Source organism: Bradyrhizobium sp. 192 (genome assembly GCF_023100965.1).
GTDB lineage: Bacteria > Pseudomonadota > Alphaproteobacteria > Rhizobiales > Xanthobacteraceae > Bradyrhizobium > Bradyrhizobium symbiodeficiens.
The window spans coordinates 642,696-665,226 of sequence record NZ_CP064690.1 but is presented as its reverse complement, the minus strand read 5'-3'; the positions used below and the strand labels follow the sequence as shown (position 1 = coordinate 665,226).

23 protein-coding genes and 1 tRNA gene are annotated in these 22,531 nt (G+C 64.2%); 10 read left to right on the top strand and 14 right to left on the bottom strand.

Annotated features, from left to right (window positions below):
- Nucleotides 1–81 precede the first annotated feature (81 nt).
- The 3 genes from IVB24_RS03145 (at nt 82) to IVB24_RS03135 (ending at nt 2,191) form a co-directional block, all read left to right on the top strand.
- Nucleotides 82–1,164 (top strand): sn-glycerol-3-phosphate import ATP-binding protein UgpC, encoded by a 1,083-nt coding sequence (locus tag IVB24_RS03145; protein WP_247772018.1) that lies wholly within the window; start codon nt 82–84, stop codon nt 1,162–1,164.
- Nucleotides 1,165–1,442: 278 nt separating this feature from the next.
- Complete coding sequence (locus tag IVB24_RS03140; RefSeq protein ID WP_028139463.1) at nt 1,443–1,868, top strand: Hsp20 family protein; 426 nt, start codon at nt 1,443–1,445, stop codon at nt 1,866–1,868.
- Nucleotides 1,869–1,918: 50 nt separating this feature from the next.
- Nucleotides 1,919–2,191 (top strand): DUF1150 domain-containing protein, encoded by a 273-nt coding sequence (locus tag IVB24_RS03135; RefSeq protein WP_011083553.1) that lies wholly within the window; start codon nt 1,919–1,921, stop codon nt 2,189–2,191.
- Between the two features lie 204 nt (nt 2,192–2,395).
- Here the strand turns inward: IVB24_RS03135 and ptsN are convergent, their stop codons facing one another.
- From ptsN to IVB24_RS03095, 8 genes are all read right to left on the bottom strand, one after another.
- Entirely contained in the window at nt 2,396–2,857 is a 462-nt protein-coding gene (gene ptsN / locus IVB24_RS03130) for a PTS IIA-like nitrogen regulatory protein PtsN (RefSeq protein ID WP_094976055.1), read from the bottom strand.
- A 220-nt stretch (nt 2,858–3,077) separates the two neighbouring features.
- The gene (gene raiA, locus IVB24_RS03125; protein ID WP_094976054.1) at nt 3,078–3,689 is read right to left on the bottom strand and encodes a ribosome-associated translation inhibitor RaiA; all 612 of its coding nucleotides are present in this window, start codon (nt 3,687–3,689) and stop codon (nt 3,078–3,080) included.
- Between the two features lie 85 nt (nt 3,690–3,774).
- A complete protein-coding gene (rpoN, locus tag IVB24_RS03120) occupies nt 3,775–5,397 on the bottom strand; it encodes an RNA polymerase factor sigma-54 (RefSeq protein ID WP_140481743.1) in 1,623 nt (540 codons plus the stop codon).
- A 91-nt stretch (nt 5,398–5,488) separates the two neighbouring features.
- Entirely contained in the window at nt 5,489–6,499 is a 1,011-nt protein-coding gene (gene lptB / locus IVB24_RS03115; protein ID WP_140481744.1) for an LPS export ABC transporter ATP-binding protein, read from the bottom strand.
- Nucleotides 6,500–6,722: 223 nt separating this feature from the next.
- Entirely contained in the window at nt 6,723–7,430 is a 708-nt protein-coding gene (locus IVB24_RS03110) for an LptA/OstA family protein (RefSeq protein WP_166467641.1), read from the bottom strand.
- Between the two features lie 5 nt (nt 7,431–7,435).
- A complete protein-coding gene (lptC, locus tag IVB24_RS03105; protein WP_094976050.1) occupies nt 7,436–8,155 on the bottom strand; it encodes an LPS export ABC transporter periplasmic protein LptC in 720 nt (239 codons plus the stop codon).
- 147 nt (nt 8,156–8,302) lie between these two features.
- Nucleotides 8,303–8,917 carry a ribonuclease D gene (locus tag IVB24_RS03100; protein ID WP_094976049.1) on the bottom strand — a complete coding sequence of 205 codons (615 nt, stop codon included), beginning with the start codon at nt 8,915–8,917 and terminating at the stop codon, nt 8,303–8,305.
- A gap of 105 nt (nt 8,918–9,022) precedes the next feature.
- A complete protein-coding gene (locus IVB24_RS03095) occupies nt 9,023–10,348 on the bottom strand; it encodes a UbiA family prenyltransferase (protein WP_247772017.1) in 1,326 nt (441 codons plus the stop codon).
- Between the two features lie 276 nt (nt 10,349–10,624).
- Between IVB24_RS03095 and IVB24_RS03090 the strand changes: the two genes are divergently transcribed.
- Together IVB24_RS03090 and IVB24_RS03085 are read left to right on the top strand one after the other, a co-directional pair.
- The gene (locus IVB24_RS03090) at nt 10,625–11,896 is read left to right on the top strand and encodes an MFS transporter (RefSeq protein ID WP_166476624.1); all 1,272 of its coding nucleotides are present in this window, start codon (nt 10,625–10,627) and stop codon (nt 11,894–11,896) included.
- A gap of 281 nt (nt 11,897–12,177) precedes the next feature.
- On the top strand, nt 12,178–12,639 hold the full coding sequence (locus IVB24_RS03085; protein WP_247772016.1) for a lysozyme inhibitor LprI family protein: 462 nt from the start codon (nt 12,178–12,180) through the stop codon (nt 12,637–12,639).
- A gap of 343 nt (nt 12,640–12,982) precedes the next feature.
- Here the strand turns inward: IVB24_RS03085 and IVB24_RS03080 are convergent.
- Nucleotides 12,983–13,069 (bottom strand) — tRNA-Leu (locus IVB24_RS03080).
- A 151-nt stretch (nt 13,070–13,220) separates the two neighbouring features.
- Here IVB24_RS03080 and IVB24_RS03075 point away from each other — a divergent pair.
- Nucleotides 13,221–14,186 (top strand): complex I NDUFA9 subunit family protein, encoded by a 966-nt coding sequence (locus tag IVB24_RS03075; protein WP_247772015.1) that lies wholly within the window; start codon nt 13,221–13,223, stop codon nt 14,184–14,186.
- A 132-nt stretch (nt 14,187–14,318) separates the two neighbouring features.
- Here the strand turns inward: IVB24_RS03075 and IVB24_RS03070 are convergent, their stop codons facing one another.
- The 3 genes from IVB24_RS03070 to IVB24_RS03060 all read right to left on the bottom strand — a co-directional run bounded on the left by IVB24_RS03070 (nt 14,319) and on the right by IVB24_RS03060 (nt 17,306).
- Entirely contained in the window at nt 14,319–15,059 is a 741-nt protein-coding gene (locus tag IVB24_RS03070) for an SDR family oxidoreductase (protein WP_247772014.1), read from the bottom strand.
- 3 nt (nt 15,060–15,062) lie between these two features.
- On the bottom strand, nt 15,063–16,388 hold the full coding sequence (locus tag IVB24_RS03065; protein WP_247772013.1) for an FAD-binding oxidoreductase: 1,326 nt from the start codon (nt 16,386–16,388) through the stop codon (nt 15,063–15,065).
- Between the two features lie 111 nt (nt 16,389–16,499).
- On the bottom strand, nt 16,500–17,306 hold the full coding sequence (locus IVB24_RS03060; RefSeq protein ID WP_094894142.1) for an undecaprenyl-diphosphate phosphatase: 807 nt from the start codon (nt 17,304–17,306) through the stop codon (nt 16,500–16,502).
- A gap of 169 nt (nt 17,307–17,475) precedes the next feature.
- Between IVB24_RS03060 and IVB24_RS03055 the strand changes: the two genes are divergently transcribed.
- The 3 genes from IVB24_RS03055 to IVB24_RS03045 all read left to right on the top strand — a co-directional run bounded on the left by IVB24_RS03055 (nt 17,476) and on the right by IVB24_RS03045 (nt 20,265).
- A complete protein-coding gene (locus IVB24_RS03055) occupies nt 17,476–18,168 on the top strand; it encodes a glutathione S-transferase family protein (RefSeq protein WP_247772012.1) in 693 nt (230 codons plus the stop codon).
- 97 nt (nt 18,169–18,265) lie between these two features.
- Entirely contained in the window at nt 18,266–19,435 is a 1,170-nt protein-coding gene (queG, locus tag IVB24_RS03050) for a tRNA epoxyqueuosine(34) reductase QueG (RefSeq protein WP_247772011.1), read from the top strand.
- Between the two features lie 32 nt (nt 19,436–19,467).
- The gene (locus IVB24_RS03045) at nt 19,468–20,265 is read left to right on the top strand and encodes an acyl-CoA thioesterase domain-containing protein (protein ID WP_247772010.1); all 798 of its coding nucleotides are present in this window, start codon (nt 19,468–19,470) and stop codon (nt 20,263–20,265) included.
- 8 nt (nt 20,266–20,273) lie between these two features.
- Here the strand turns inward: IVB24_RS03045 and IVB24_RS03040 are convergent, their stop codons facing one another.
- Nucleotides 20,274–20,741: a nuclear transport factor 2 family protein gene (locus tag IVB24_RS03040; RefSeq protein ID WP_247772009.1), complete on the bottom strand. Its 468-nt coding sequence runs from the start codon at nt 20,739–20,741 to the stop codon at nt 20,274–20,276.
- Between the two features lie 142 nt (nt 20,742–20,883).
- On the bottom strand, nt 20,884–21,672 hold the full coding sequence (locus tag IVB24_RS03035) for an alpha/beta hydrolase (RefSeq protein ID WP_247772008.1): 789 nt from the start codon (nt 21,670–21,672) through the stop codon (nt 20,884–20,886).
- 246 nt (nt 21,673–21,918) lie between these two features.
- On the opposite strand from IVB24_RS03035, the gene infC reads away from it, so the two are divergent.
- Complete coding sequence (gene infC / locus IVB24_RS03030) at nt 21,919–22,458, top strand: translation initiation factor IF-3 (protein ID WP_094977003.1); 540 nt, start codon at nt 21,919–21,921, stop codon at nt 22,456–22,458.
- Nucleotides 22,459–22,531 lie beyond the last annotated feature (73 nt).

Sequence of the window (22,531 nt, the reverse complement as noted above, 5' to 3'; positions counted from 1 at the left end):
CGAATGGGGTCGCTACGTCCGCCTTGCGTGCTAACCAGTCCCCATTCGCCACTCCCTATTCGCTATTCGCCGGTGCAACCCATGGCTAACGTCACCCTGCGCAATGTCCGCAAGACCTATCCCGGCGGCTTCGAAGCCATCAAGGGCGTCAACGTCGATGTCGGCGACGGACAGTTCTGCGTGCTGGTCGGGCCTTCCGGCTGCGGCAAGTCCACCTTGCTGCGCATGGTCGCAGGGCTCGAGACGATCACGAGCGGCGAGATCGACATCGGCGGCCGTGTTGTCAACCAGATCGAGCCCGCCGATCGCGACATCGCGATGGTGTTCCAGAACTACGCGCTCTATCCGCATATGAGCGTCTTCAACAACATGGCCTATGGCCTGCGCAACCGCGGCATGAAGGAGGCCGAGATCAAGTCCCGCGTCGACGAAGCCGCGCGCGTGCTCGAGCTCACCTCGATGCTGGAGCGCAAGCCGCGCCAGCTCTCCGGCGGCCAGCGCCAGCGCGTCGCCATGGGCCGCGCCATCGTGCGCCAGCCGAAGGTGTTTCTGTTCGACGAGCCGCTGTCGAACCTCGATGCCAAGCTCCGCATCGCGATGCGCGTCGAGATCCGCAAATTGCAGCGCCGGCTCAACACCACGTCGATCTACGTCACCCACGACCAGCTCGAAGCCATGACGCTCGCCGACATTCTCGTCGTGATGAACGGCGGTCAGGTGGAGCAGGTCGGCAATCCCCTGGCGATCTACGAGAAGCCCGCGACGACCTTCGTCGCCTCCTTCATCGGCGCGCCCCCGATGAATTTGATGTCGACGCGCCCCGAGGAGATCAGATCGCAGCTCGATGGCGCGGGCGAAGCCGGCATTCTCGGCATCCGCCCGGAAGATTTCGTCATCACCGACCAGACCCCGGCCGGCGGCGTCGCTTTGCCGCTGACCGTGGAGGCGATCGAGCGCGTCGGCGCCGAAACCTTCGTCTACGGCACGCGCGAGCAGGAAGAGCAGCGCGTCGCCGCCACGCCCGGCGAGCTGCCGCCCGGCGAGATCATCGTTCGCATTCCCGGCACCGAGGCTCCCGCGATCGGCGCGAAAATCCGCGTCGCGGCGCTGCGCAACAAGCTGCATCTGTTCAGCGGTGACGGCCGCACGCGGCTTGAAGCCTGAGGGTTCCGAGCCCCCCAACTAAAAAACGCGAAAACAACCCCATGCACAGTAGAAGGGGCTTTGTTTTCGCTGAGAGAATTCAGTCGAGAGATCCGTCATGCCGGGACAGTCACGGGCACGACGAACCGGAGCATTTTCGGGCGACGGCGGGCCGTCGCATCCACAAGCGCTCCCGCTACATCCTTGAACCACCACAGGGATATGCCCATATTGCTCATCAAGGGGTGCCACTATGGGCCCTGATGCACCAAAGTCGCTTTGCGAGGACTTTGTAAACTATGTCTCGTGTTCCCACGTTATCCAGTCCGTTCCTTCTGGGCTTCGACGAGATTGAGCGCGTGCTCGATCGCGTCGTCAAAGGCGCCGACGGCTACCCTCCCTACAATATCGAGAGGTGCGGCGGCGCGGACGGCCAGCCCGAGCGGTTGCGTATCACGCTGGCGGTCGCCGGATTCACGCGCGACCAACTCGATGTAACCATTGAGGAAAACCAGCTCGTGATCCGCGGGCGTCAGCAGGACGACAAGACCCGGCAATACATCCATCGCGGCATCGCCGCGCGCCACTTCCAGCGCACTTTCGTGCTGGCGGAGGGGATGCTGGTGCTGGGTGCGGATCTGAAGAACGGGCTGTTGTCGATCGATCTGGCCCGGCCTGAACCGGAGAGGATCGTTAAGACAATCGCTATCAATGAGCACGAATAATGGAACGAGTAGCGGACTCGACCGCTTAGTGTTCCAGAGGAGTCGAGACCATGAGTGAAGGTCACGTTGCGTTCGAATACGAAGCCAAGAATGTCTCGCCCGAGACGCTGGCAACCCTCGGCGAAGGCCATATCGCCTATGTGAAGCAGATCCGCTCGGAAGACGTGCCGGGCCTGTTTCCCGAAGCGCCGAAAATCGCGCCGGGCCTCAAGCTCTTCGCGCTCCACGCCGCCGACGGCACGCCGATCATGCTGACCGACAGCCGCGAAGCCGCGGTCGCCAACGCCTGGAGCAACGAGCTGCAAGCGGTAAGCGTGCACTGAGCGCACGCGCGTCGCACCATTAGAGTTTCAAGCGGGCATGCCTTCAGGCGAAGGCGTGCCCGTTTTCATTTTGAGAGATGATGTTCTCGCGCGTCGTTGCGAGCCCTCTCGTGTCCCGGACAAGCCGCAACGCCCAAGCGCTGCGGAGCGTCCAGGGCACGAGAGCGAGATGAAACACTCGCACTCTCGTAGTCAGTGAAGAAATTACGCCGCGGTCGCCGGCGGCAGCGCGAGCACCGAATAGATCGCCTGCGCGTCGCGCGAGGCGCGGAGCTTTTTGGCGATGTCCTGGTCGCGCAGGAGGCGGGCGATGCGGGCGAGCGCCTTGAGGTGATCGGCGCCGGCGCCTTCGGGGGCGAGCAGCAGGAAAACCAGATCGACCGGCTGGCCGTCCATCGCCTCGAAATCGATCGGGCGGTCGAGCCGCGCAAACAGGCCGAAGATCTTCTCGAGCTTGGGCAGCTTGCCGTGGGGGATGGCGACGCCATAGCCGACCGCGGTGGTACCGAGCTTCTCCCGCTGCAGCAGCACCTCGAACACCGAGCGCTCGTTCTGCCCGGTCAGCTCGGCGGCCTTCGCCGCGAGCTCCTGCAGGGCCTGCTTCTTGTTGTTGACCTTCAATGCCGGGAGAATCGCCTCGGGTGCGACCAGATCGGTAATCGGCATGGAGGGTTTCCGAGGTGAATTAAACCGTCAGGTTCCGAATTGGCCGGCTTGGAGAGAAACCACGCCGGGCCGGCGCGAGAAGGTGAAGCAGGTGGGGGACTTAGCCCCGATCCTGATGTGGGGCGCTTCTACTCCAACGCAATCCCGGTGCCAACTCCCGCGTGCGGCTTTGCCACGGTCATTGTTAAGGCCTGGGGATCATACGGGGTTCCGGTTTCGCCTAACCACCCGCCTCGCCGTCCGGTTTCGCACCAGGTGGGTCGATCCAGCCGACATTGCCGTCAGCCCGGCGGTAAATAATGTTCACCCGGCCGCTCGAGCCATGCTGAAAGACCAGGCAGGGCGCCCCGCTGAGGTCGAGTTCCATGACGGCTTCGCTGACCGACAACGGCTTCAGCGCCGTGGTCGCCTCGGCGATGATCACCGGGCTGTAGCCGGTGACTTCGTCCTCGTCCTCACCCTCTGCCGGGGCCTCCAGCACGTAGCTGGTAGCATCCATCCCGGCGAGCGCTTCCGAAGCAACGTGGTTCTTGCGCGCGGAACGGTCCTTGAGCCGGCTCTTGTAGCGACGCAGCCGCTTTTCGATCATCAGCAGCGCCTGATCGGCGCTGGCATAGGCGTCCGGCGCGTTTGAATCTGCTTCCAGCGAAATTCCCGAATCGAGGTGCAGCGCACAGTCGGTGCGGAAGCCGAAGCCGTCCTTGCTCAGCGTGATGTGGCCGGAATAATTGCCGTCGAAATATTTGCGAAGCACCTCGTCGGTGCGGTCGGCAACGCGGCCGCGCAGGGCTTCGCCGACGCTGATGCTCTTTCCCGAAATTCTCAGAGTCATGGGAAGCCTCGCTTGGTTTTAAGTGCCCAGCTTGGATCGTTCGCAATGGGGGAGATGAGAGTAGCGCGATTTCGCGCCAGCGCAATCAGGCCGGTTCGGTGTTGCGGGAGCGATCGGACAATGCGGTCGAGAGAACGTTACCAAGAGCGCTCTGTTTGTCGCGGCGGCGTTGCACCGAGGAAGGAATGCGCATGGCTTCGCGGTACTTCGCGACCGTGCGGCGGGCAATATCAATGCCCGAGGCGCGCAAGCGTTCCACGATGGTGTCGTCCGACAGGATTGCCGCGGGCTCCTCCGAATCGATCAGCTGCTTGATGTGGTGACGCACGGCTTCCGCGGAATGCGCCTCGCCGCCATCGGCCGAGGCGATCGACGCCGTGAAGAAATATTTCAGCTCGAAGGTGCCGCGATTCGTCGCCATGTATTTGTTGGCGGTGACGCGCGACACCGTGGATTCGTGCATCTGGATGGCGTCGGCAACGGCCTTCAGATTGAGCGGTCTCAGATGCGCCACGCCGTGGGTGAAGAAGCCGTCCTGCTGGCGCACGATCTCGGTTGCGACTTTCAGGATGGTGCGGGCGCGCTGGTCGAGCGCGCGCACCAGCCAGGTCGCGTTCTGCAGCGCATCGGTGAAATAGGACTTGTCGCCGTCCTTGCCGATCTTCTTCGACAGCTGGGAATAGTAGGTCTGGTTGACCAGCACGCGCGGCAAGGTGTCGCTGTTGAGCTCGACGTGCCAGCCGCCGTCGGGACCCGGGCGGACATAGACGTCCGGCACCATGGTCTGCAGACGCGCCGAGCCGAACTTCATGCCGGGCTTGGGATTGAGGCGGCGGATCTCGCCGATCATGTCGGCGATGTCCTCGTCGTCGACACCGCAGATCTTGCGCAGCGCCACGATGTCGCGCTTGGCCAGGAGATCGAGATGCTCGACCAGGGCCTGCATGGCGGGATCGTAGCGGTCGAGCTCGCGGAGCTGGATCGCCAGGCATTCGCTCAAATTGCGCGCGCAGACGCCGGGCGGGTCGAATTTTTGCAGCACGGCAAGGACGCCCTCGACGTCGGCTTGCGTCGCGCCGAGACGCTCGGCAGCCTGGCCGAGATCGCCCGGCAGATAGCCGGCCTCATCGACGAGGTCGATCAGGTACTGGCCGATCATGCGCTGGGCGGGGCCGGTGAAGGCCACCGAGAGTTGCTCGGCGAGATGGTCGCCGAGCGTTGTCTCGGCTGCGACAAAGGCTTCGAGATTGTAGTCTTCGTCACCCGAGGCGCCGCCGCCCCATTCCGTATAGGTGGTCGGCGCGGCGTCCTGGGCGTTCCGTGCCGCGGCCTCGGCCGGCTCCTCGGAGAAGACGTTGTCCAGGCCCGTGTCCAGGGTCTGCTCCATCTCGGCGCGGGTGCCGAGATCCTTGCTCATCCATTCTTCCTGGCCGGGCTCGAACGCCTCGCCCGGACCGCCGCCCGGCTCGTCGCTGTGGCTGCCACCGAAATCGTCGTTATCGCCGTACTGGCCGGCCTCGGCCGGGGCCTCGCCCGCGGGGGCCTCGTCGTTGGCCCGCTCCAGCAGCGGGTTCCGCTCGAGTTCCTCTTCCACGAAGGTCGTGAGATCGAGATTGGACAATTGCAGCAGCTTGATCGCCTGCATCAGCTGCGGCGTCATGACCAGCGACTGCGATTGACGGAACTCTAATCTCTGCGTGAGCGCCATGAAGCAAGAACCGTTCCCAAAAAATTGGTCCGATTTTTGCTTATCCTAGTCCGAGACCGATGTACACGCCTTGACGAAACGCAAAAACGGGCTAGAGGCGGAATTCCTCGCCAAGGTAAAGGCGGCGCACATCCGGATCGGCGACGATCTCATCCGGGCTCCCCTCGGTCAAGATTTCACCGGCATAGACGATGTAGGCGCGATCGGTGAGGCCGAGCGTCTCGCGGACATTGTGGTCGGTGATGAGGACGCCGATGCCGCGATTGGTGAGATGGCGGACCAGATCCTGGATGTCGCCGACCGCGATCGGATCGATGCCCGCGAAGGGCTCGTCGAGCAGCATGTAGTTCGGACGCGTTGCCAGCGCGCGCGCAATCTCGACACGGCGCCGCTCGCCGCCTGACAGCGCGATCGACGGAGATTTGCGCAGCCGCGTGATGTTGAATTCGTCGAGCAGCGAGTCGAGCTGCTGCTCGCGCTTCTTGCGCGAGGGTTCCACCACTTCGAGCACGGCGCGGATGTTCTGCTCGACCGTGAGGCCGCGGAAGATCGAGGCCTCCTGCGGCAGATAGCCGATGCCGAGCCGCGCGCGCTGATACATCGGCAGCTTGGTGACGTCGTGGCCGTCGAGCTCGATGGCGCCGCGATCGGCCTTGATCAGGCCGGTGATCATGTAGAACACGGTGGTCTTGCCGGCGCCGTTCGGACCGAGCAGGCCAACGGCTTCGCCGCGGCGCACATAGATGCTGACGCCGCGCACCACCTGGCGGCTGCCAAAGGACTTTTCCACGCTATGCACAGCCAGGAAACCCGGCCGCTTCAGGAGCTGCGGCCCGCCGGCGCCATTCGATTTGGCGGTGCCCCTCAGCGGGTGGACGGCCTGCGGACGCGGTGCCTCGGCTTGATAATCGCCTTGATAGTCACCCTGGAACTGATCGGGCGCATGGATCGCCTGGTCCCGGGCCATCGGCGGCTTATCCCTGACAGGGCTGGGCACGAGCCCGCCGACGCCGTCACCGAGCGCGGTGATGTCCTGGCGCGCAAATCCTGGCCGGCCGCGCTTGGCGGGGCGCCGACGGAACATGCTGAAGAGATCGACCATCCCCGCCTTCTAAGCCTTTCGCGACGATCCCGCGCGAATTCGCGCGATCTGCCACACCGGCCATTCGATTCGCCGATGCAGCTTGAGTGAAGGGATGTCTCATGCCCAGTGAAACACGCCCGAAAAGCGGCGGACCCCGCTTCGAAAGCCCTGCGCGCTAGATACAGTCTCACCGGCCAAGCTTCAACCTCGGTTCGGGAGCATTCGAACCAAGCCGTTGAATTCATTTCGGTTTAGTTGCGCCAGGCAATTGCAGGGGTGGACCTGCGCCAGCGCCGCCCTGCGTTCCGCATTTGCTGTTCTGGTCGAACAGGCCGCGTACCTTGCCGCTGTCCGATTCCACCCGTGAGACGCCTGTGGTCATGTCGACCACCAATCGGTCTCCTTGCAGCACGTTCTTGCACTGGGTCAGGACGACCTGACCGGAACCGCCGAGCATGGTGATGAGATTGGTCCTGGTGTCGAACACGGCGGTGTCGCCGGTCACCACCTGGTCCTTTTGCGTGACCACGACATTGCCGCGCGCCTCCAGACGCTTGATCGAGGAACTGCCGCCGGGACCCGGCTGCGCCGACTGTATCGGCGCGCCCTTAGTCGCCTTGGCCGAAGGCTGTGGCGTGGCGGGCTTGTCGCCGCCCGACTCGTAGAACACCACCAGCGTCTTCGAGGTCATGGTGGTGTCGCCCTGGATGACCTTCACATTGCCGGCGAAGGTCGCCTCCTTCTTCTTGTCGCGCATCTCGAGCGAGGCGGCTTCGATCTGGATCGGCTGATCGCGGTTCTGCGAGAAACCCTGCATCGCGTTGGGGACGCCTTGCATCGTGCTCTGCGCAAATGCGGCGCCGGCTGCAGCAAGCGCGACAGTGGCGGCGAGTGCCGCCGCACCGACGATAACATTGCGCATGTGGTTGCGCGGAAAAGGCCTGATCATGAAAATCACTTTGAATTGGCAGATTTGTTCTTTGACTTGGCCGACGGCGCAGGCTCGACCGGCGCAGGCTGCGCGGCGGCGGGGTCATCCAGCTTGTCCAGATGCATCACCACATTGCCCTCGAAGCGGATGACGTCGCCGCCTTCCGTAATGCGCAGCTTGTCCGCGGTCAGCGTGCCGTTGGTCAGCTTGACGTCGACGCGCTCGTCCGAGGAGACCGTGCCCTTGCCCATGTCCACGAAGGCCGAGTTCAGCCGCGCCTCATAGCCACTGGAGGTGCGCAGAAAGATATCCTTGTGCAAATCGAGCTGCTGCTGCTTGTTGTCGAAGCGGCCGGTGCGGGCATCGAGGAACAGGGTCGATTGGTCCTCCATCAGCACTTTGGCGCGCAGGTCCTTGAGATCGACATGATCGGGATCGGTGACGTCCTGCGTCGCGGTCTTGGCCCAGAGCTCGTAGGGCCGCTGGTCCGGGGTAAAGCCGGAAAGATGCGGCGATTCCATCGTGATCTTGGTGCCCGACACCACCATGTTCTCGACGGTGAGCGGCAGCTCCGGAATCCTGAACTTGTTGAAGAACGCGATGTAGATGATCACGGCCATGGCGACGATCACCGTCGCCGGGACCGAGACCCGCAGAATCCGCACCAGGCGGCTGTGGCGCGCCGCGCTGGCAAACTTCGCCGCAAGCGCGGCGTCATAGGTGGGATTGTGGGCCGAATTCACCTGATCTCCAGGGTGCCTGCTAAGAGGGTGCCTGCTAAGCCTGTTCGGGTCGACGGTGCATTGTACCCGGCGCCGGCAAGATATGCAGCTGGCGACAGGCCGTTACGAAAGTGTCCGAAACGGGGCGGCAACTCCCTCCAGATCGGCTCAGGAGTGCGCGAAAATGTCCTCCTCCTCCCAGCCCTGGAGGTCGAGCAGGGCGCGGGTGGGCAGGAAGTCGAAACAGGCTTTGGCCAGCGCGGTGCGGCCCTCACGCACCAGCATGGCGTCGAGCCGCTCGCGCAGGGCATGCAGGTGCAGCACGTCGGAAGCGGCATAAGCGAGCTGCGGCTCGGTCAGGCTGTCGGAACCCCAATCGCTGGACTGCTGCTGCTTGGAGAGATCGACATTGAGCACCTCGCGCACGAGGTCTTTCAGGCCGTGGCGGTCGGTGTAGGTGCGGATCAGGCGGGAGGCAATCTTGGTGCAATAAATCGGGCCGGTCATGACGCCGAAGGTCTGGTACAGCACCGCGACGTCGAACCGCGCGAAGTGGAAGATTTTTGTGATGGCGGGATTGGCCAGAAGGGCCTTCAGGTTCGGCGCATCGGTGTGGCCCTTGGGGATCTGCACCACGTCGGCGCTGCCGTCGCCGGGTGAGAGCTGCACCACGCAGAGCCGGTCGCGGTGCGGGTTCAGCCCCATGGTCTCGGTGTCGATCGCCACCGCTCCGGTGTAGCGGGACAGGTCGGGCAGGTCGCCGCGATGCAGGCGTACGGTCATGGCGTTTCAAAACCTCGGGTCTATTCGGTTACGTCGTCGCAATGGCGAATTCGGATTGCCCGCGATGTAGCCATTGCCGGCGGGCCGCGCAAGCACGGGCTTTGCTCAGATCGCCGCCAACATGATGCAGATCATCGCCGCAACCGCAATGCGGCTGGGGCCGTCGCGGAAGGCGTACAGAATCGGATCATCGGGCATCTCGCGGCGGTGCGCCATCATCAGGGCACGGCCGAACCAGTACAGCAGCAGCGGATTGAGCAGCCACAGCATCCAGGGACGGCTGTAGAGCGGCGTCACCGCGGACGAGGAGACGTAGAGCGAGAACACGGTCACCGCGTTCATCGCGCTCGCCGCCGCCATCGCGGCGATGATTTGCAGGTCAGTGACGCGATAGTCGCGGTTGGAGGGATCGGAAAGGCCCGCGCTCTCGCGCATGCTGAGCTCGCTGAAGCGCTTGATCAGCGCCAGCGAGGTGAACACGAACAGCGAGAAGATCAGCAGCCATTCCGACAGCACCACGCCGACGCCGACCGCGCCGGCAACGATGCGAAGCGTATAGAGACCCGCGAGCGTGACGATGTCGACCAGCATCTTGCGCTTGAGCACGAGCGAATAGGCGATGGTGGTGGCGAGATAGGCGCCGAGCACGGCGAGGAACAGCGGCGAGATGCAGAGGGAGGCTGCGACCGCGAACAGCCACAATACGGGGATCGCCGATAGCGCGGACGAGATCGGCAAATCTCCGGCGGCGAGCGCGCGATGGCGCTTGGTCGGATGCTGCCGGTCGGCGGCGAGATCCAGCAGGTCGTTCATCAGATAGGCGCCGGACGCACAAGCCGAGAACGCCAGGAACGCCAGCAGCGCCGAGCCGAAGCTGGCAAAATTCAACTGATGCGCGGTGATGACAGGCACGAACACCAGCGTGTTCTTGGCGTATTGATAGACGCGCAGCGCCTTGGCCCAGGTCTTGAGGCTCAAGCGACCGCGGCTACGCGCGGCAATGCGCGCGATGACGCCACGATCGAACGGCAGGTCTTCGCCTGCAGCCAGATCAGCCGACGCGACCACGCCGTCGAAGCCGAGATGCGCGGCGATACCGGCAGCATGATCGGCAAAACGGCCGGCGACCAGGTAGACCTTCTCGCCGCACGCCCGCGTCGCCAGCGCTTGGTTCAGCACGTCGGGATCATAGGGCAGATGGGCGTAGTCGATCTCGGCACGCGCCAGGATATCGGTGAGCGCCGCCATGCCCGGGCGTCCGCCGGCGCCGAAGCGGGCCAGCAGGCGGCCGGGGCTGGAGAACAGCGCCTCCATCAGCAGCTCTGACCGCAGCAGCCCGCCTTCGAGATCGATGACGAGCGTCCGCGCGGCCGCCGCCGTGGGCAACGGCTCGGGCACGCCAGGATCGTACTGCCGCGCAGGCTGCTCCATCCGAAAACGCTCTGAGTTGCCGCAAACTGACCGGCATCCGGCCGGGGAGCAGGGAAATGGACGGTCGCGAGCCTAGGGGACATTCGCTAAAGGCGGCTTAATCGGGCAGGCAAGCCCGTGGTGGATTCACCGGGTCTACCCCGCTGTTGCGCGGATCCCACAACCTCGGGTGACGTTCGTGTTCCGCCATGATGTGAGCCATGCGCCCGATGGAAATCGTCCCCGCCCACCCCATCTGCCAGTTTCCCTCATCCCATTACCTTGAACCAGGTGTCCATGACCGAACAGACGCTCGCCGCGCCGATCGACGATCCTTCGGAACGCCAGCGCGGTTTCTCGCGCTACCAGGCGCTCCTCATCGCGCTGCTCGCGTTCACGCAGTTCACGATCATCCTCGACTTCATCATCATGTCGCCGCTCGGCGCCATCCTGATGCCCGCGCTCGACATCACGGCCACCCAATTCGGCGTCGCGGTGTCGGCCTATGCCTTCAGCGCCGGACTGTCGGGCATCCTCGCCGCCGGCTTTGCCGATCGCTTCGACCGCAAGCGCCTGCTGTTGTTCTTCTATGTCGGCTTCACGCTCGGCACCATGCTGTGCGCCGCCGCGCCGAACTACCACGTGCTGCTGCTCGGCCGGATCGTGACCGGATTGTTCGGCGGCGTGATCGGCGCGGTGGTACTCGCCATCGTCACCGATCTGTTCGCGCTGCATTTGCGCGGCCGCGTGATGGGATTCATCCAGACCGCGTTCGCCGCGAGCCAGGTGCTCGGCATTCCAGCCGGACTGTTCCTCGCCAATCACTGGAGCTGGCATGTCTGCTTCATCGCGATCGTCATCGTGTCGATCGCCGCGATCGCGATCATCGCCTTCGCCATGGAGCCGGTCGACGCGCATCTGAAGCTGAAGCAGGACAGAAACCCGTTCCACCATCTGGTCGCGACGATCGGTGAGCCGCGCTACACGCTGGCCTTCTTCGTCACGACGCTGCTGGCGACCGGCGGCTACATGCTGATGCCGTTCTCGAGCGCCTTCACCGTGCACAATCTCGGCATCGACATCACGCATCTGCCGACGATCTATCTCGTCTCCGGCCTGTTCAGCATCGTCACGGGGCCGCTGGTCGGCCGGGCGAGCGATGCGTTCGGCAAATATCCGACCTTCGTGTTCGGCTGCGTGATGACCGTCATCATGGTGCTGATCTACACCCATCTCGGTCACGTCTCGCTCGTGACCGCGATCACCGTCAACGTGCTGATGTTCGTCGGCATCTTCTCGCGCATGATCCCGTCGCAGGCCCTGATGTCGGCAATCCCCGATCCCGACCAGCGCGGCTCCTTCAGCGCGGTCAGCGCCTCGCTGCAACAACTCTCCGGCGGCCTCGGCTCGGTCCTCGCCGGCGCGATCATCGCGCAAGCGCCCGACGGCTCGCTGCTCCATTTCGACCGGATCGGCTACGTCGTCGTCGCGACGACGATCATCACGCTGGTCGCGATGTATTTCGTGCAGAGGGCGGTGGCGGAGCGGGCGGGTCAAAGCGTGGTGTGACGGGCGGCAAAGGCGGCCTGAGCCGGCAGACCGTGCATCGCATCCGTGACGACCAGGGCGCCGCCCACGGCGCTCTTGCGCGTTGGGACGCTTGATAGCCGGTGCGTGCCTTAACCGGTCCCGCCGTCACTATTCGTCAGCGTAGCTCCTGTTCCACATTCAGGTGAACCAACGCTGGGCCTTCGATGACCAAAGTTGCAAGTATCACCTATTGGTCGAAAATCTCGTAAGTCAGGTCAAGGCGCATGAGACCTCCAATGAAGCTCAGACTTGCCGCCGCGATGTTCGCCGCAAGCCTCCCGCTAGCGTCGATGGCTTTCGCCCAAGGCACCGCGCCAGCTGACCTTGCGGTGATCGATGCCTGCCTGAAGACCGCGGAGAAAACCGGCGGTTTCGGCGGCGCGTGCGTCGGGCTCGTCGCCGACCCCTGCATCAAAGCGGCAAAGGGCGAGAATGACGACGTTGCCAAATGGAAAGCCTGCGCGGCGCGCGAACTCGCCGTCTGGACGCAGAAAACCAGTGAGGCGCTAAAAAAGGTTAAGGCCGGCGGGTTCACCGACGTGATCAAGGCGGTCGAGGAATCCCAGAAAACTTTCGCCGCGTCACGTGATCGCTTCTGCGCGGTCTTCGACAAAGTCGAGCCCGGCATGTACCCGGGCGACGCGAGCTACTGCCGCCTGCGCGAGACCGCGAACCGCTCGCTGAGCCTGATCAAGCTCGGCGCTGCGGTCAACGAGCACTGAGACCTCTTAGGCTCTTAGGGTCATCAGCTTTGCCGACCTTTTCCCACATCGCGACGACGGCTTCGGCCGCGAGCGCGGTGGACGTCGTTCGTAGCTCACCTGGCATCCGGGCAACGGCTGTCGCCGCGTAGCACTTGCCTGAGCGACTCTCCGACCCAAACCGTCGGCTTCACTTCGACAAGGACCCCGGTTTTCCGTACCTGAAATTCCAGTGCGAAGAAGAGGAATCGGTGTGGAGGTAGATGTGAGTCAGTAGTTCATACGCGCTGTATCCCGGCTTTGAGTACCGGTCAGCGGCTCAAATTCCCTGCAAGTGAGCGATTTCAACCACTTGGGTTGGGGGTGGTGCCCAGGAAAGGACTCGAACCTTCACGGCCGTTAAGCCACTGGCACCTGAAGCCAGCGCGTCTACCAATTCCACCACCTGGGCATGCCGTTTGGGGCACGGAGGCGGTTACTACGGTTCGGTGACGCCGTTGTCAATTCATGCTTCAAGCCCGGTTCGGGATGCCGATTGCGCATCGCAAACCGGCCCGATACAAGCCTGACACGACGCACTCTTTTCCGCAGGAACGGCTCCCATGGCATCGAATCTGGAAACGCTCGTCACGGTTTTCGGCGGATCGGGGTTTTTGGGCCGGAATGTGGTCCGCGCGCTGTGCCGGCGGGATTACCGGGTCCGGGCCGCCGTGCGGCGGCCGGAACTCGCCGGATACCTCCAGCCCTCCGGCAAAGTCGGCCAGGTCCACACCGTGCAGGCCAATTTGCGCTATCCGGCCTCGGTCGAGGCGGCGGTGCGTGATTCGGATGTGGTGATCAATCTGGTGGGCATCCTCGCCGAGGGTGGCGCGCAGAGCTTCGACGCCGTCCAGGCCAAGGGCGCCGAGACCGTCGCCAAGGCGGCCGCGGCCGTTGGCGCCCGAATGGTGCATGTCTCGGCGATCGGCGCCGATGCGGAATCGCCCTCGGCCTACGCGCGCGCCAAGGCCGCCGGCGAAGCGGCGGTGCTGGCCGCGGTGCCCTCGGCCACGATCTTCCGTCCCTCCGTGATATTCGGCCCCGAGGACCAGTTCACCAACCGCTTTGCCGCGCTGGCCCGGATGTCGCCGGTGCTGCCGCTGATCGGCGGCGAAACGAAGATGCAGCCGGTCTATGTCGGCGACGTCGCCACCGCGATCGCGGACGCGGTCGACGGCAAGGCCAAGGCGGGCGCGACCTACGAGCTTGGCGGCGCGGAAGTGCTGACCATGCGCGAGATCATCGAGGCCATCCTGGAGATCATCGACCGCGAGCGGATGCTGATCCCGCTGCCGTTCGGCCTCGCCCGCTTCAAGGCCGCCTTCCTGCAATTCGCGCCGGGCGCGTTCAAGCTGACGCCGGACCAGGTCACGCTGCTGGAGCACGACAACATCGTGTCGGATGCGGCGAAGGCCGCCGGCCTCACGCTGGAAGGGCTCGGTATCACCCCCGATTCGCTGGAAGCGATCGCCCCGCAATATCTCTGGCGTTTCCGCCCCCAGGGCCAGTTCCAGCGGATGGGCGTGTGAGGCACCACTCTCTCCGCCGTCATGGCCGGGCTTGACCCGGCCATCCACGTCTCTGCTAAACGCGGATGCCAAGAACGTGGATGCCCGGCACAAGGCCGGGCATGACGAGACTGTGTGCAAGCCGCAAGAACCTCAGAACTTCAGCTTCTTGAACACCGCTTCCGGCAGCGTCTTGATGATCAGCATCACGAGGCGCCATTTGCCGCTGACATAGACGACGTCGGTCTTGTTCTCGACCGCGCGGAGAATGGCATCGCCGACCACCGGTGCTTCGACGGTCAGAGGGCCGATCAGCTTCATGCCCTCCGTCATCCTGGTGCGGACGAAGCCGGGCTTGACGGTGACGACATGCACGCCGCCATGGCTGGCGCGGGCGCGCAGGCCGGAGAGGAAGGCGGAGAAGCCGGCCTTGGCCGAGCCATAGACATAGTTCGAGGCCCGCCCGCGATCACCGGCCACGGACGACACGCCGACGATCGTGCCGCTGCCGCGCGCCAGGAATTTTTCGGCGAACAGGCCGAGGATCAGCGCGGGCCCTTCGTAGTTCGAGCGCATGATCGCGGTGGCGTGGACGAGGTCGCTCTCGGCATCCTGCTGCACACCGAGCAGGCCGACGATGGAGATGACGATTTCGGGCAGCGCGGGAAGAGCTCCGACAAAGCTCTCGAACGCGGCGGTGTCGAGCACATCGAATTTGTGGAGGCCGACCTCGACATTGTAACGCGCGCGCAGATCGGCGGCATCTGGCTCCAGCGCGGCAACGTCGCGGCCGGCAAGGGCAACATCGTATCCCGCTTTGGCAAAGGCGCGCGCCGCGGCGCGGCCGATGTCGGAGGAGCCGCCGAGCACCAATACGGATTTGCGTGACGTCACGGCCTAGACCTCATCGAACAGACGTTGTGAAAGTTTCGATCGGATGTTGCCGGCGGGATCGAGCGATTTGCGGATCGCGTTGAAACGCTGCAGGGCAGGATAGCCGGCCTCGAAGGTCGCGCGCGACTGGCGGGCGTCTTTCGCCAGATAAAGCCGGCCGCCGGCGGCGACGACCAGGCGATCGATCTCGTCGAGGAAATTCAGGATGTCGCCCTTCACCGGGAAATCCAGCGCCAGCGTGTAGCCCGGCAGCGGGAACGACAGGATGCCGTCGCCTTGGCCGAGCTTCTTGAGCACGGCGAGGAAGGAGGCGTCGCCGCGCCGCGCGACCCGATCGAGGATCTCGCCGAGCACGGCGCGCGCGCCGGCTTGCGGGATCACGCATTGATGCTGAAGGAAGCCGCGCTTGCCGTAGATGCGATTCCAGTCACTGACGCTGTCGAGCGGAAAGAAATACGGATAGAGCGAGACCACATGGCTGCCGCCGGCCCGGCGCGCGCCCATGCGGTAATAGAGCTCGTTGAAGGCGCGGACGCTGATGCGGTTCAATGCGATCGACGGCAGGTCGACCGGCACGCTGAGGCGAGAGTCCTTGCCGACCGGAAATGCATCGGCGCCTTCCGCCAGTTCCCCTCTGTCCGCATGCTCGCCGAGATAGATCAGGGAGCGGCCGAGATCGCGGCCGCGTGCCACGCAGTCGATCCAGGCGACCGAATAGGTCGCGGCGTCGCCCGCCTCGAGCGCGCGCATCGCGGCATCGAGGTCGGACGCGGAGATCACCCGCTCGCGGATCCAGCCGGTCTCGACCCGCCGCAGCCGCATCGTCGCTTCGAGGATGATGCCGGTCAGGCCCATGCCGCCGACCGTCGCGAAGAAGGCGTCGGACTTCTCGTCGCGCGAGGCCTCGATGACCTCGCCCTGCCCGGTGCGCAGCAGGAGGCTGTCGACGTAGCGGCCGAAGCCGCCCTCGGAATGATGGTTCTTGCCGTGCACATCGGCCGCAATGGCGCCGCCGATCGAGACGAAGCGCGTGCCCGGCACGACGAAGGGCAGGAAGCCGCGCGGGCCGAAGGTGTCGATCAGGTCCGACAGCAGAACGCCGGCTTCGAGACGGATGCGACCGGTTGCCGGATCGAACGACCTGACCCGGTCGAAGCCGGTCATCGTCACGGTCCGCGCGGCGCCGATCGCGGCATCGCCATAGGCTCGGCCGTTGCCGCGCGCGATGGTGCCGGCCGAGACGGCTTCGCCGACCGCCGCGAACGACCGCGGGCGCAGCACATCGCTATCGACGACCGGGAAACGGCCCCAGCCGCTGACGAGGGTCATGGCTCAGCTCCTGTGCCGGACGCGCGCCGCCCGGCGTAGGAAACTGACTAGCGACCAAAAGCTTATTTTGCGTTGCAGACGTGATGCGGGCGTAGCCCCGATCAGAGATGCTTAACGCCCCAGCGCCAGCGCGATCAGGCCGAGGGTGCCGACGATGACGCGCCACCACGCGAACACCACGAAGCCGTGCCGGGTGACATATTCCAGGAACGTCTTGACCACGATGATCGCGGTGATGAACGACACCACGAAACCGATCGCGACGACGCCCATGTGGTCCATCGTCATCTCGGAGCGGTTCTTGTAGAAGTCGTAGGCGAACGCACCGATCATGGTGGGGATGGCGAGGAAGAACGAGAACTCCGCCGCCGCGCGCTTGTCGGCGCCGAGGAACATCGCCGCGACGATGCTGGCGCCGGAACGCGACACGCCGGGGATCATCGCCACGCACTGCGCGATGCCGATATAGAGATACATCAGCAGCGGAAACCTGGTGGCGTCATGCTCGCGCGGCTTGAGGTCGAGCTTGTCGACCCAGAGCAGGATGGCGCCGCCGACGATCAGCGTGAAGCAGACGACCCAGGGATTGAACAGCACGCTCTTGATGTATTTGCCGGCGACGAGGCCGACGATGACGGCGGGCAAAAACGCCACCAGCACGCCGATCACGAAACGGCGCGAATAGGTGTCGCCCGTGAAGAAGCCGATCACGACATCCCAGAGCTTCTTGAAGTACAGCCCGACGATCGCGAGGATCGCACCCAGCTGGATCAGAACCGTAAACGAATCCCAGAAGGCACCTTCGCCGAGATGGAAGAAGCGTTCCGCGAGCAGCAAATGGCCGGTCGAGGACACGGGAAGGAACTCGGTCACACCCTCGATGATGCCGAGGATCACTGCCCGTATTGCGTCTGACATATTTACGGTCCATTTCGGCTGGAAAAGCGGGGCTCTTCTCGCCTATTCGCCCCCATGCCGCAATCGCAAAATGCGAAATCACGCTCTTGCCTCGCGGTTTTGAAGGACTAGTGTGGCGCCGCACAAACATTGATGGAATCTTAAGCACCATCACATAGTCAAAGGCTTCATGTTTACGCTGTTTCATCATCCGTTCTGTCCGCATTCGCGTTTCATTCGTCTGATCGCGGGCGAATACGGGCTCGACATCAAGCTGGTCGAAGAGCGCAGCTGGGAGCGGCGCGAGGCGTTTCTGTTGCTCAACGCGGCGGGCACGACGCCTGTGATGGTGGACGACGAGCACCCGCCGATCCCGGGCGCTGCGATCATCGCCGAATATATCGACGAGGCCTATGGCGCCGAGATGGGGCCGAAGCGCCTGATGCCGGAGACGATCTCCGAGCGCGTCGAGGTCCGCCGGCTGATGGCCTGGTTCAACGAAAAGTTCTTCGAGGAGGTCTCGCACCCACTCGTCACCGAGCGCATCTACAAGCGCTTCATGAGCGAGGAGAACGGTGGCGGGGCGCCTTCGGCCGACGTGATGCGCGCCGCCAAGGCCAATGTGCGCTATCATCTGGCCTATATCGGCTGGCTGGCGCAGACGCGTAATTTCCTCGCCGGCGACCGGCTCACTTACGCGGATCTCGCCGCCGCGGCGCATCTCTCGGCGATCGACTATCTGGGCGACGTGCCATGGAGCGAGGACGACGCGGCAAAGGCGTGGTACGCGCGGGTGAAGTCCCGTCCGTCGTTCCGTCCGCTGCTGAGCGAATGGCTGGCCGGCGTGCCGGCGTCGCGGACCTATGTGGACCTGGATTTCTGAGGAAGGTCGTCATGCCCGGGCTTGTCCCGGGCATCTACGTTCTTTCACTTTCTATGAACGCCAAGCAAGATCGTGGATGGCCGGGACAAGCCCGGCCATGACGACGTCAAGTGCGGATGCATTGTTGAACAAGTCGGGCACAGACCTGGTTCTCTTGCGCGCTGAACTCGAGCGCGAAGCGCGTGCGCTCGGCTTCGACTGCATCGGCATCACCGCGCCGGGCACGATCGAGAGCGCCGGAAAATACTTCCTCGAATTCATCGCGTCGGGCAGCCATGGCGACATGGACTGGCTCGCGAACCAGCCGGAGCGCCGGGTCGATCCGCGCGGGCTGTGGGCTGACGTTCGCTCGGTGATCATGCTCGGCGTCAATTACGGCCCCGATTCCGATCCGCTCGCGATCCTCGAGCAACGCACACGCGCGGCGATCTCGGTCTATGCGCAGGGCGATGACTATCACGATCTCATCAAGAAGCGCCTGAAGGCGCTGGCGCGCTGGCTGGTCGCAACCGCGCCGTCGGACGTCAAGGTGTTCGTCGACACCGCGGCGGTGATGGAGAAGCCGCTGGCGCAAACCGCGGGTCTCGGCTGGCAGGGCAAGCACACCAACCTCGTCTCGCGCGAATTCGGCTCGTGGCTGTTCCTCGGCGCGATCTACACCACGCTGGAGTTGCCGCGCGACGATGCCGAGATCGATCATTGCGGCTCGTGCCGGGCCTGTCTCGACATCTGCCCGACGTCGGCGTTTCCCGCGTCTTACAAGCTCGATGCGCGGCGCTGCATCTCCTATCTCACCATCGAGAACAAGGGACCGATCCCGCACGAATTCCGCAAAGCCATCGGCAACCGTATCTACGGCTGCGACGATTGCCTCGCGGCGTGTCCCTGGAACAAGTTCGCGCAGGAGGGACGCGAGGCCAAGCTCGCAGCACGCGACGAGCTACGCGCGCCTGATCTTGCCGACCTCGCACGGCTCGACGACGCCGCGTTCCGCGCGCTGTTCACGAAGTCGCCGGTCAAGCGCATCGGCCGCGACCGCTTCTTGCGGAACGTGCTGATCGCGATCGGCAACTCGGGTGACGTCGCGCTGGCGAACGAAGTGCGACGGTTGCTTGAGGATGCGAGCCCGCTGGTCCGCGGCGCCGCGGTGTGGGCGCTGCGGCAGTTGGTGTCGCCGGAGGAGTTTGCGGCGATCAAGACGAACACCATCGCGAGCGAGCACGACGAGAGTGTTCGTGAGGAGTGGCAGGCCGCTTCCCAGACTTGATTTCCCGGCGCGTTCCCGCAAAGTCGCGCGCCATGACAAACCTGCCTTTCTTCACCCGCAACGGTGACACATTCCATCCGACGGAAGCCGCCAATGGTCCGTGGGATCCGAAATCGCTGCACGGACGCGTCGTCGTCGGGCTGCTCGGCTTCGCCATCGAGGAGCGCCATTCCGGTCCCGAATTGATGCCGGCGCGGCTGACCGTCGACATGTTTCGGCTGCCGACCATCGACAAGCCGATCGAGGTGACGACACGCCTGGTGCGCGACGGGTTGCGCATCCGCGTGGTCGAGGCGGAATTCGTCTCCGGCGGAGTCAGCATGGCGCGCGCCTCGTGCCAGCTGCTGCGCAAGACGCAGAATCCTGACGGCAATGTCTGGTCGCCGCCGAACTGGGACGTACCGAAGCCGGCCGACATTCCAAAACCTACTGATCCAAGGCTGGGCATGAACGGCAAATGGACGACGCGCCCCATCGTCGGCCAAATGGGCTCTCTCGGTCCGCGAAGGCTCTGGATGAGCGAGGTGCGCGAGCTCGTTGCGGGCGTGCCGATGACGCCGTTCGTCCACGTCGCCACCGGCGCCGACTTCGCCAGCCCGTTTGCCAATGCCGGCGACAACGGGCTCGGCTACATCAACAGCGACGTGACGATCTATCTGCATCGCCTGCCGGTGACGAACTGGATCGGATTCGAGGTGGTGAACCATCACGCCACCGACGGCGTCGCGATCGGCGAATGCTGGCTCTACGACGAAAAGGGCCCGATCGGCACCGCGACGGTCGCCGCGCTGGCGCAGCGCAAGCCGATGGCGAATCCGTCGAAGCGGTAGTTTGTCGTCTACGCAAGATGCCGCAGCATCTCCGGCCGCGCCTTCAGCTCCGCGCCCTGCTTGGCCACGATCTTCGCAATTCTTTCCGGCGCGAACTTCAGGTCGACGAATGCCGGCGCGGTATTGGCGACCTCGTGATAGCTCACGATCCTGCCCTCACGCAGCGTCATGATCGCAACGCCCTCGAACATCGCCCGCGCGCCGCCAGCTTCCGGCAGGGTCGAACGATAGCTGAAGGTGTAGCGGGCATAGAGCGTGGTGCCGTCCGACACGGGATCATGCATATCCCAGCGGAAGTCGGTCGCCGTGCGATAGAACCAGTCGTCGATCATCGCAGCGATCTTGGTACGGCCTTCGAAGGCGCCGTAGAACACGTCGTGATAGACGCCGTCCTCGGCGAACAGCTCGGCGAATGCTTTGCCGTTGCGCTGTTCGACAGCGTCGCAGAAGGCGCGCAGCATGGCGGTGGTGGTCATTGACGTTTCTCCCTCCGCGTTCTCGGTCATGCCCCGCGAAGGCGGGGCATCCAGTACGCCGCGGCTTCTCGGCTTAAGCACGACCGTCTCTGGAATACTGGATTGCCCGCTTTCGCGGGCAATGACAGCGAGTACGACACTCTCACCCGATCTCCGCCACCGCGGCAAGGATGCGTGCGATGTCCTGCGGGCGGGAGAGGCGGTGGTCGCCGTCCTGGATCATGGTCAGCACGACGTCGTCGGCCGGCAGGCGATGCGTCAGCGCGAAAGCGTGCTGCCAGGGAACGTCGGGATCCTTCGCGCCCTGCAGGATGCGGACCGGGCAGCCGAGATCGATGGCGCGGCCGAGCACGAGATGGTTGCGGCCCTCCTCGATCAGGTTCCGCGTGATCGGATAGGGCGAGCCGTCGCCATACTCCGACGGACGCAGCCAGAGGCCCTTGGTTTCGATCTCCTGCTTCACTGCGGGCGAGAAATTCTTCCACATCAGCTCTTCGGTGAAATCAGGCGCCGGCGCGATCAGCACCAAGCCCGCGAGCGAGGCTGCGCCAGAACGCTTCCTGATCTCGCGCGCGAGCAGCAGCGCCATCCAGCCGCCCATGGAGGAGCCGATCAGGACCTGAGGCCCGTCGCAGAACCGTTCGACCACCGCCACGCACTCCTCAAGCCAGCGTCCGATGGTACCGTCGGCGAAATCGCCGCCGGATTCGCCGTGACCGGAATAGTCGAACCGGACCATGGCGCGGCCGTGATCCCGGGCCCAGGCGTCCAATGCCAGGGCCTTGCTGCCCTGCATGTCCGATTTGAATCCGCCGAGCCAGACCAGCCCGGGCCCCTGCCCGCGCCGGCTGCGCACCGCGATCCTGCGTGCTGACGGGCCCTCGCCCACATCGATGAAATCGAGCACGGCATCAGGAATTGCATCGGTCATGGAACGTTTACCCTGGCTGCGCGGTTTGAGCTATCGGGTCGTATTCGGCAGCGCCGGAGACCGGCATTGTCCCTTTGGGACGCTTGCGGAACGGAAGCAAGGTGTCTATGTCGGTCAGCGTGCCCAGGCGTGACCGAAATGCCTCGCATTTGAGGGTTTTTCGTTGCCCGCACGCGCGAATTGCTTGCCGGCAAACGTGTCTTCCTGCAAAGTAGCCGCCTCTTTCACAACTTTGGAGAACAACCCATTCGCCGTCCCAATAAAGCCCCGCCCGTTGCCAGCAAAGACGGGCCGCGCATCAATGATGATATCCGCAATGCGCAGATCCAGCTGATCGATCAGGCCGGTGACAACAAAGGCACCGTCGAGACCGTTGCGGCTATCCGCATGGCCCAGGAAGCCGGCATGGATCTGGTCGAGATCTCGCCGAACGTCAGCCCTCCCGTCTGCAAGATCATGGACTACGGGAAGTACAAATATTCCGCGCAGAAAAAAGCCGCCGAAGCCCGCAAGCGGCAGAAGATCGTCGAGATCAAGGAGATCAAGCTCCGCCCGATGATCGACGACCACGATTACGAAGTTAAGATGCGCGCGATGCAGCGGTTCTTCGAAGAGGGTGACAAGGTCAAGATCACGTTGCGCTATCGCGGCCGCGAAATGGCGCACCAGGAGATCGGCACCAAGCTGCTCGACAAGATCAAGACCGACGTCGCCGAGCTCGCCAAGGTCGAGCAGGACGCCAGGTTCGAGGGCCGCCAGGTCGTCATGGTGCTGGCGCCGCGCTGACGCCGGCTTGTTAAGATAGAGATTTCAACGGCCCGTACGGATTTCCGGCGGGCCGTTTTGTTTTGGGCGAGCT

What these genes read in the sequence shown, in the direction of transcription:
- IVB24_RS03145 (WP_247772018.1), top strand. Translation starts at nt 82, where the DNA reads ATGGCTAACGTCACCCTGCGCAATGTCCGCAAGACCTATCCCGGCGGC.
- IVB24_RS03140 (WP_028139463.1), top strand. Translation starts at nt 1,443, where the DNA reads ATGTCTCGTGTTCCCACGTTATCCAGTCCGTTCCTTCTGGGCTTCGAC.
- IVB24_RS03135 (WP_011083553.1), top strand. Translation starts at nt 1,919, where the DNA reads ATGAGTGAAGGTCACGTTGCGTTCGAATACGAAGCCAAGAATGTCTCG.
- ptsN (WP_094976055.1), bottom strand. Translation starts at nt 2,857, where the DNA reads ATGCCGATTACCGATCTGGTCGCACCCGAGGCGATTCTCCCGGCATTG.
- raiA (WP_094976054.1), bottom strand. Translation starts at nt 3,689, where the DNA reads ATGACTCTGAGAATTTCGGGAAAGAGCATCAGCGTCGGCGAAGCCCTG.
- rpoN (WP_140481743.1), bottom strand. Translation starts at nt 5,397, where the DNA reads ATGGCGCTCACGCAGAGATTAGAGTTCCGTCAATCGCAGTCGCTGGTC.
- lptB (WP_140481744.1), bottom strand. Translation starts at nt 6,499, where the DNA reads ATGGTCGATCTCTTCAGCATGTTCCGTCGGCGCCCCGCCAAGCGCGGC.
- IVB24_RS03110 (WP_166467641.1), bottom strand. Translation starts at nt 7,430, where the DNA reads ATGATCAGGCCTTTTCCGCGCAACCACATGCGCAATGTTATCGTCGGT.
- IVB24_RS03100 (WP_094976049.1), bottom strand. Translation starts at nt 8,917, where the DNA reads ATGACCGTACGCCTGCATCGCGGCGACCTGCCCGACCTGTCCCGCTAC.
- IVB24_RS03095 (WP_247772017.1), bottom strand. Translation starts at nt 10,348, where the DNA reads ATGGAGCAGCCTGCGCGGCAGTACGATCCTGGCGTGCCCGAGCCGTTG.
- IVB24_RS03090 (WP_166476624.1), top strand. Translation starts at nt 10,625, where the DNA reads ATGACCGAACAGACGCTCGCCGCGCCGATCGACGATCCTTCGGAACGC.
- IVB24_RS03085 (WP_247772016.1), top strand. Translation starts at nt 12,178, where the DNA reads ATGTTCGCCGCAAGCCTCCCGCTAGCGTCGATGGCTTTCGCCCAAGGC.
- IVB24_RS03075 (WP_247772015.1), top strand. Translation starts at nt 13,221, where the DNA reads ATGGCATCGAATCTGGAAACGCTCGTCACGGTTTTCGGCGGATCGGGG.
- IVB24_RS03065 (WP_247772013.1), bottom strand. Translation starts at nt 16,388, where the DNA reads ATGACCCTCGTCAGCGGCTGGGGCCGTTTCCCGGTCGTCGATAGCGAT.
- IVB24_RS03060 (WP_094894142.1), bottom strand. Translation starts at nt 17,306, where the DNA reads ATGTCAGACGCAATACGGGCAGTGATCCTCGGCATCATCGAGGGTGTG.
- IVB24_RS03055 (WP_247772012.1), top strand. Translation starts at nt 17,476, where the DNA reads ATGTTTACGCTGTTTCATCATCCGTTCTGTCCGCATTCGCGTTTCATT.
- queG (WP_247772011.1), top strand. Translation starts at nt 18,266, where the DNA reads ATGACGACGTCAAGTGCGGATGCATTGTTGAACAAGTCGGGCACAGAC.
- IVB24_RS03045 (WP_247772010.1), top strand. Translation starts at nt 19,468, where the DNA reads ATGACAAACCTGCCTTTCTTCACCCGCAACGGTGACACATTCCATCCG.
- IVB24_RS03040 (WP_247772009.1), bottom strand. Translation starts at nt 20,741, where the DNA reads ATGACCACCACCGCCATGCTGCGCGCCTTCTGCGACGCTGTCGAACAG.
- IVB24_RS03035 (WP_247772008.1), bottom strand. Translation starts at nt 21,672, where the DNA reads ATGACCGATGCAATTCCTGATGCCGTGCTCGATTTCATCGATGTGGGC.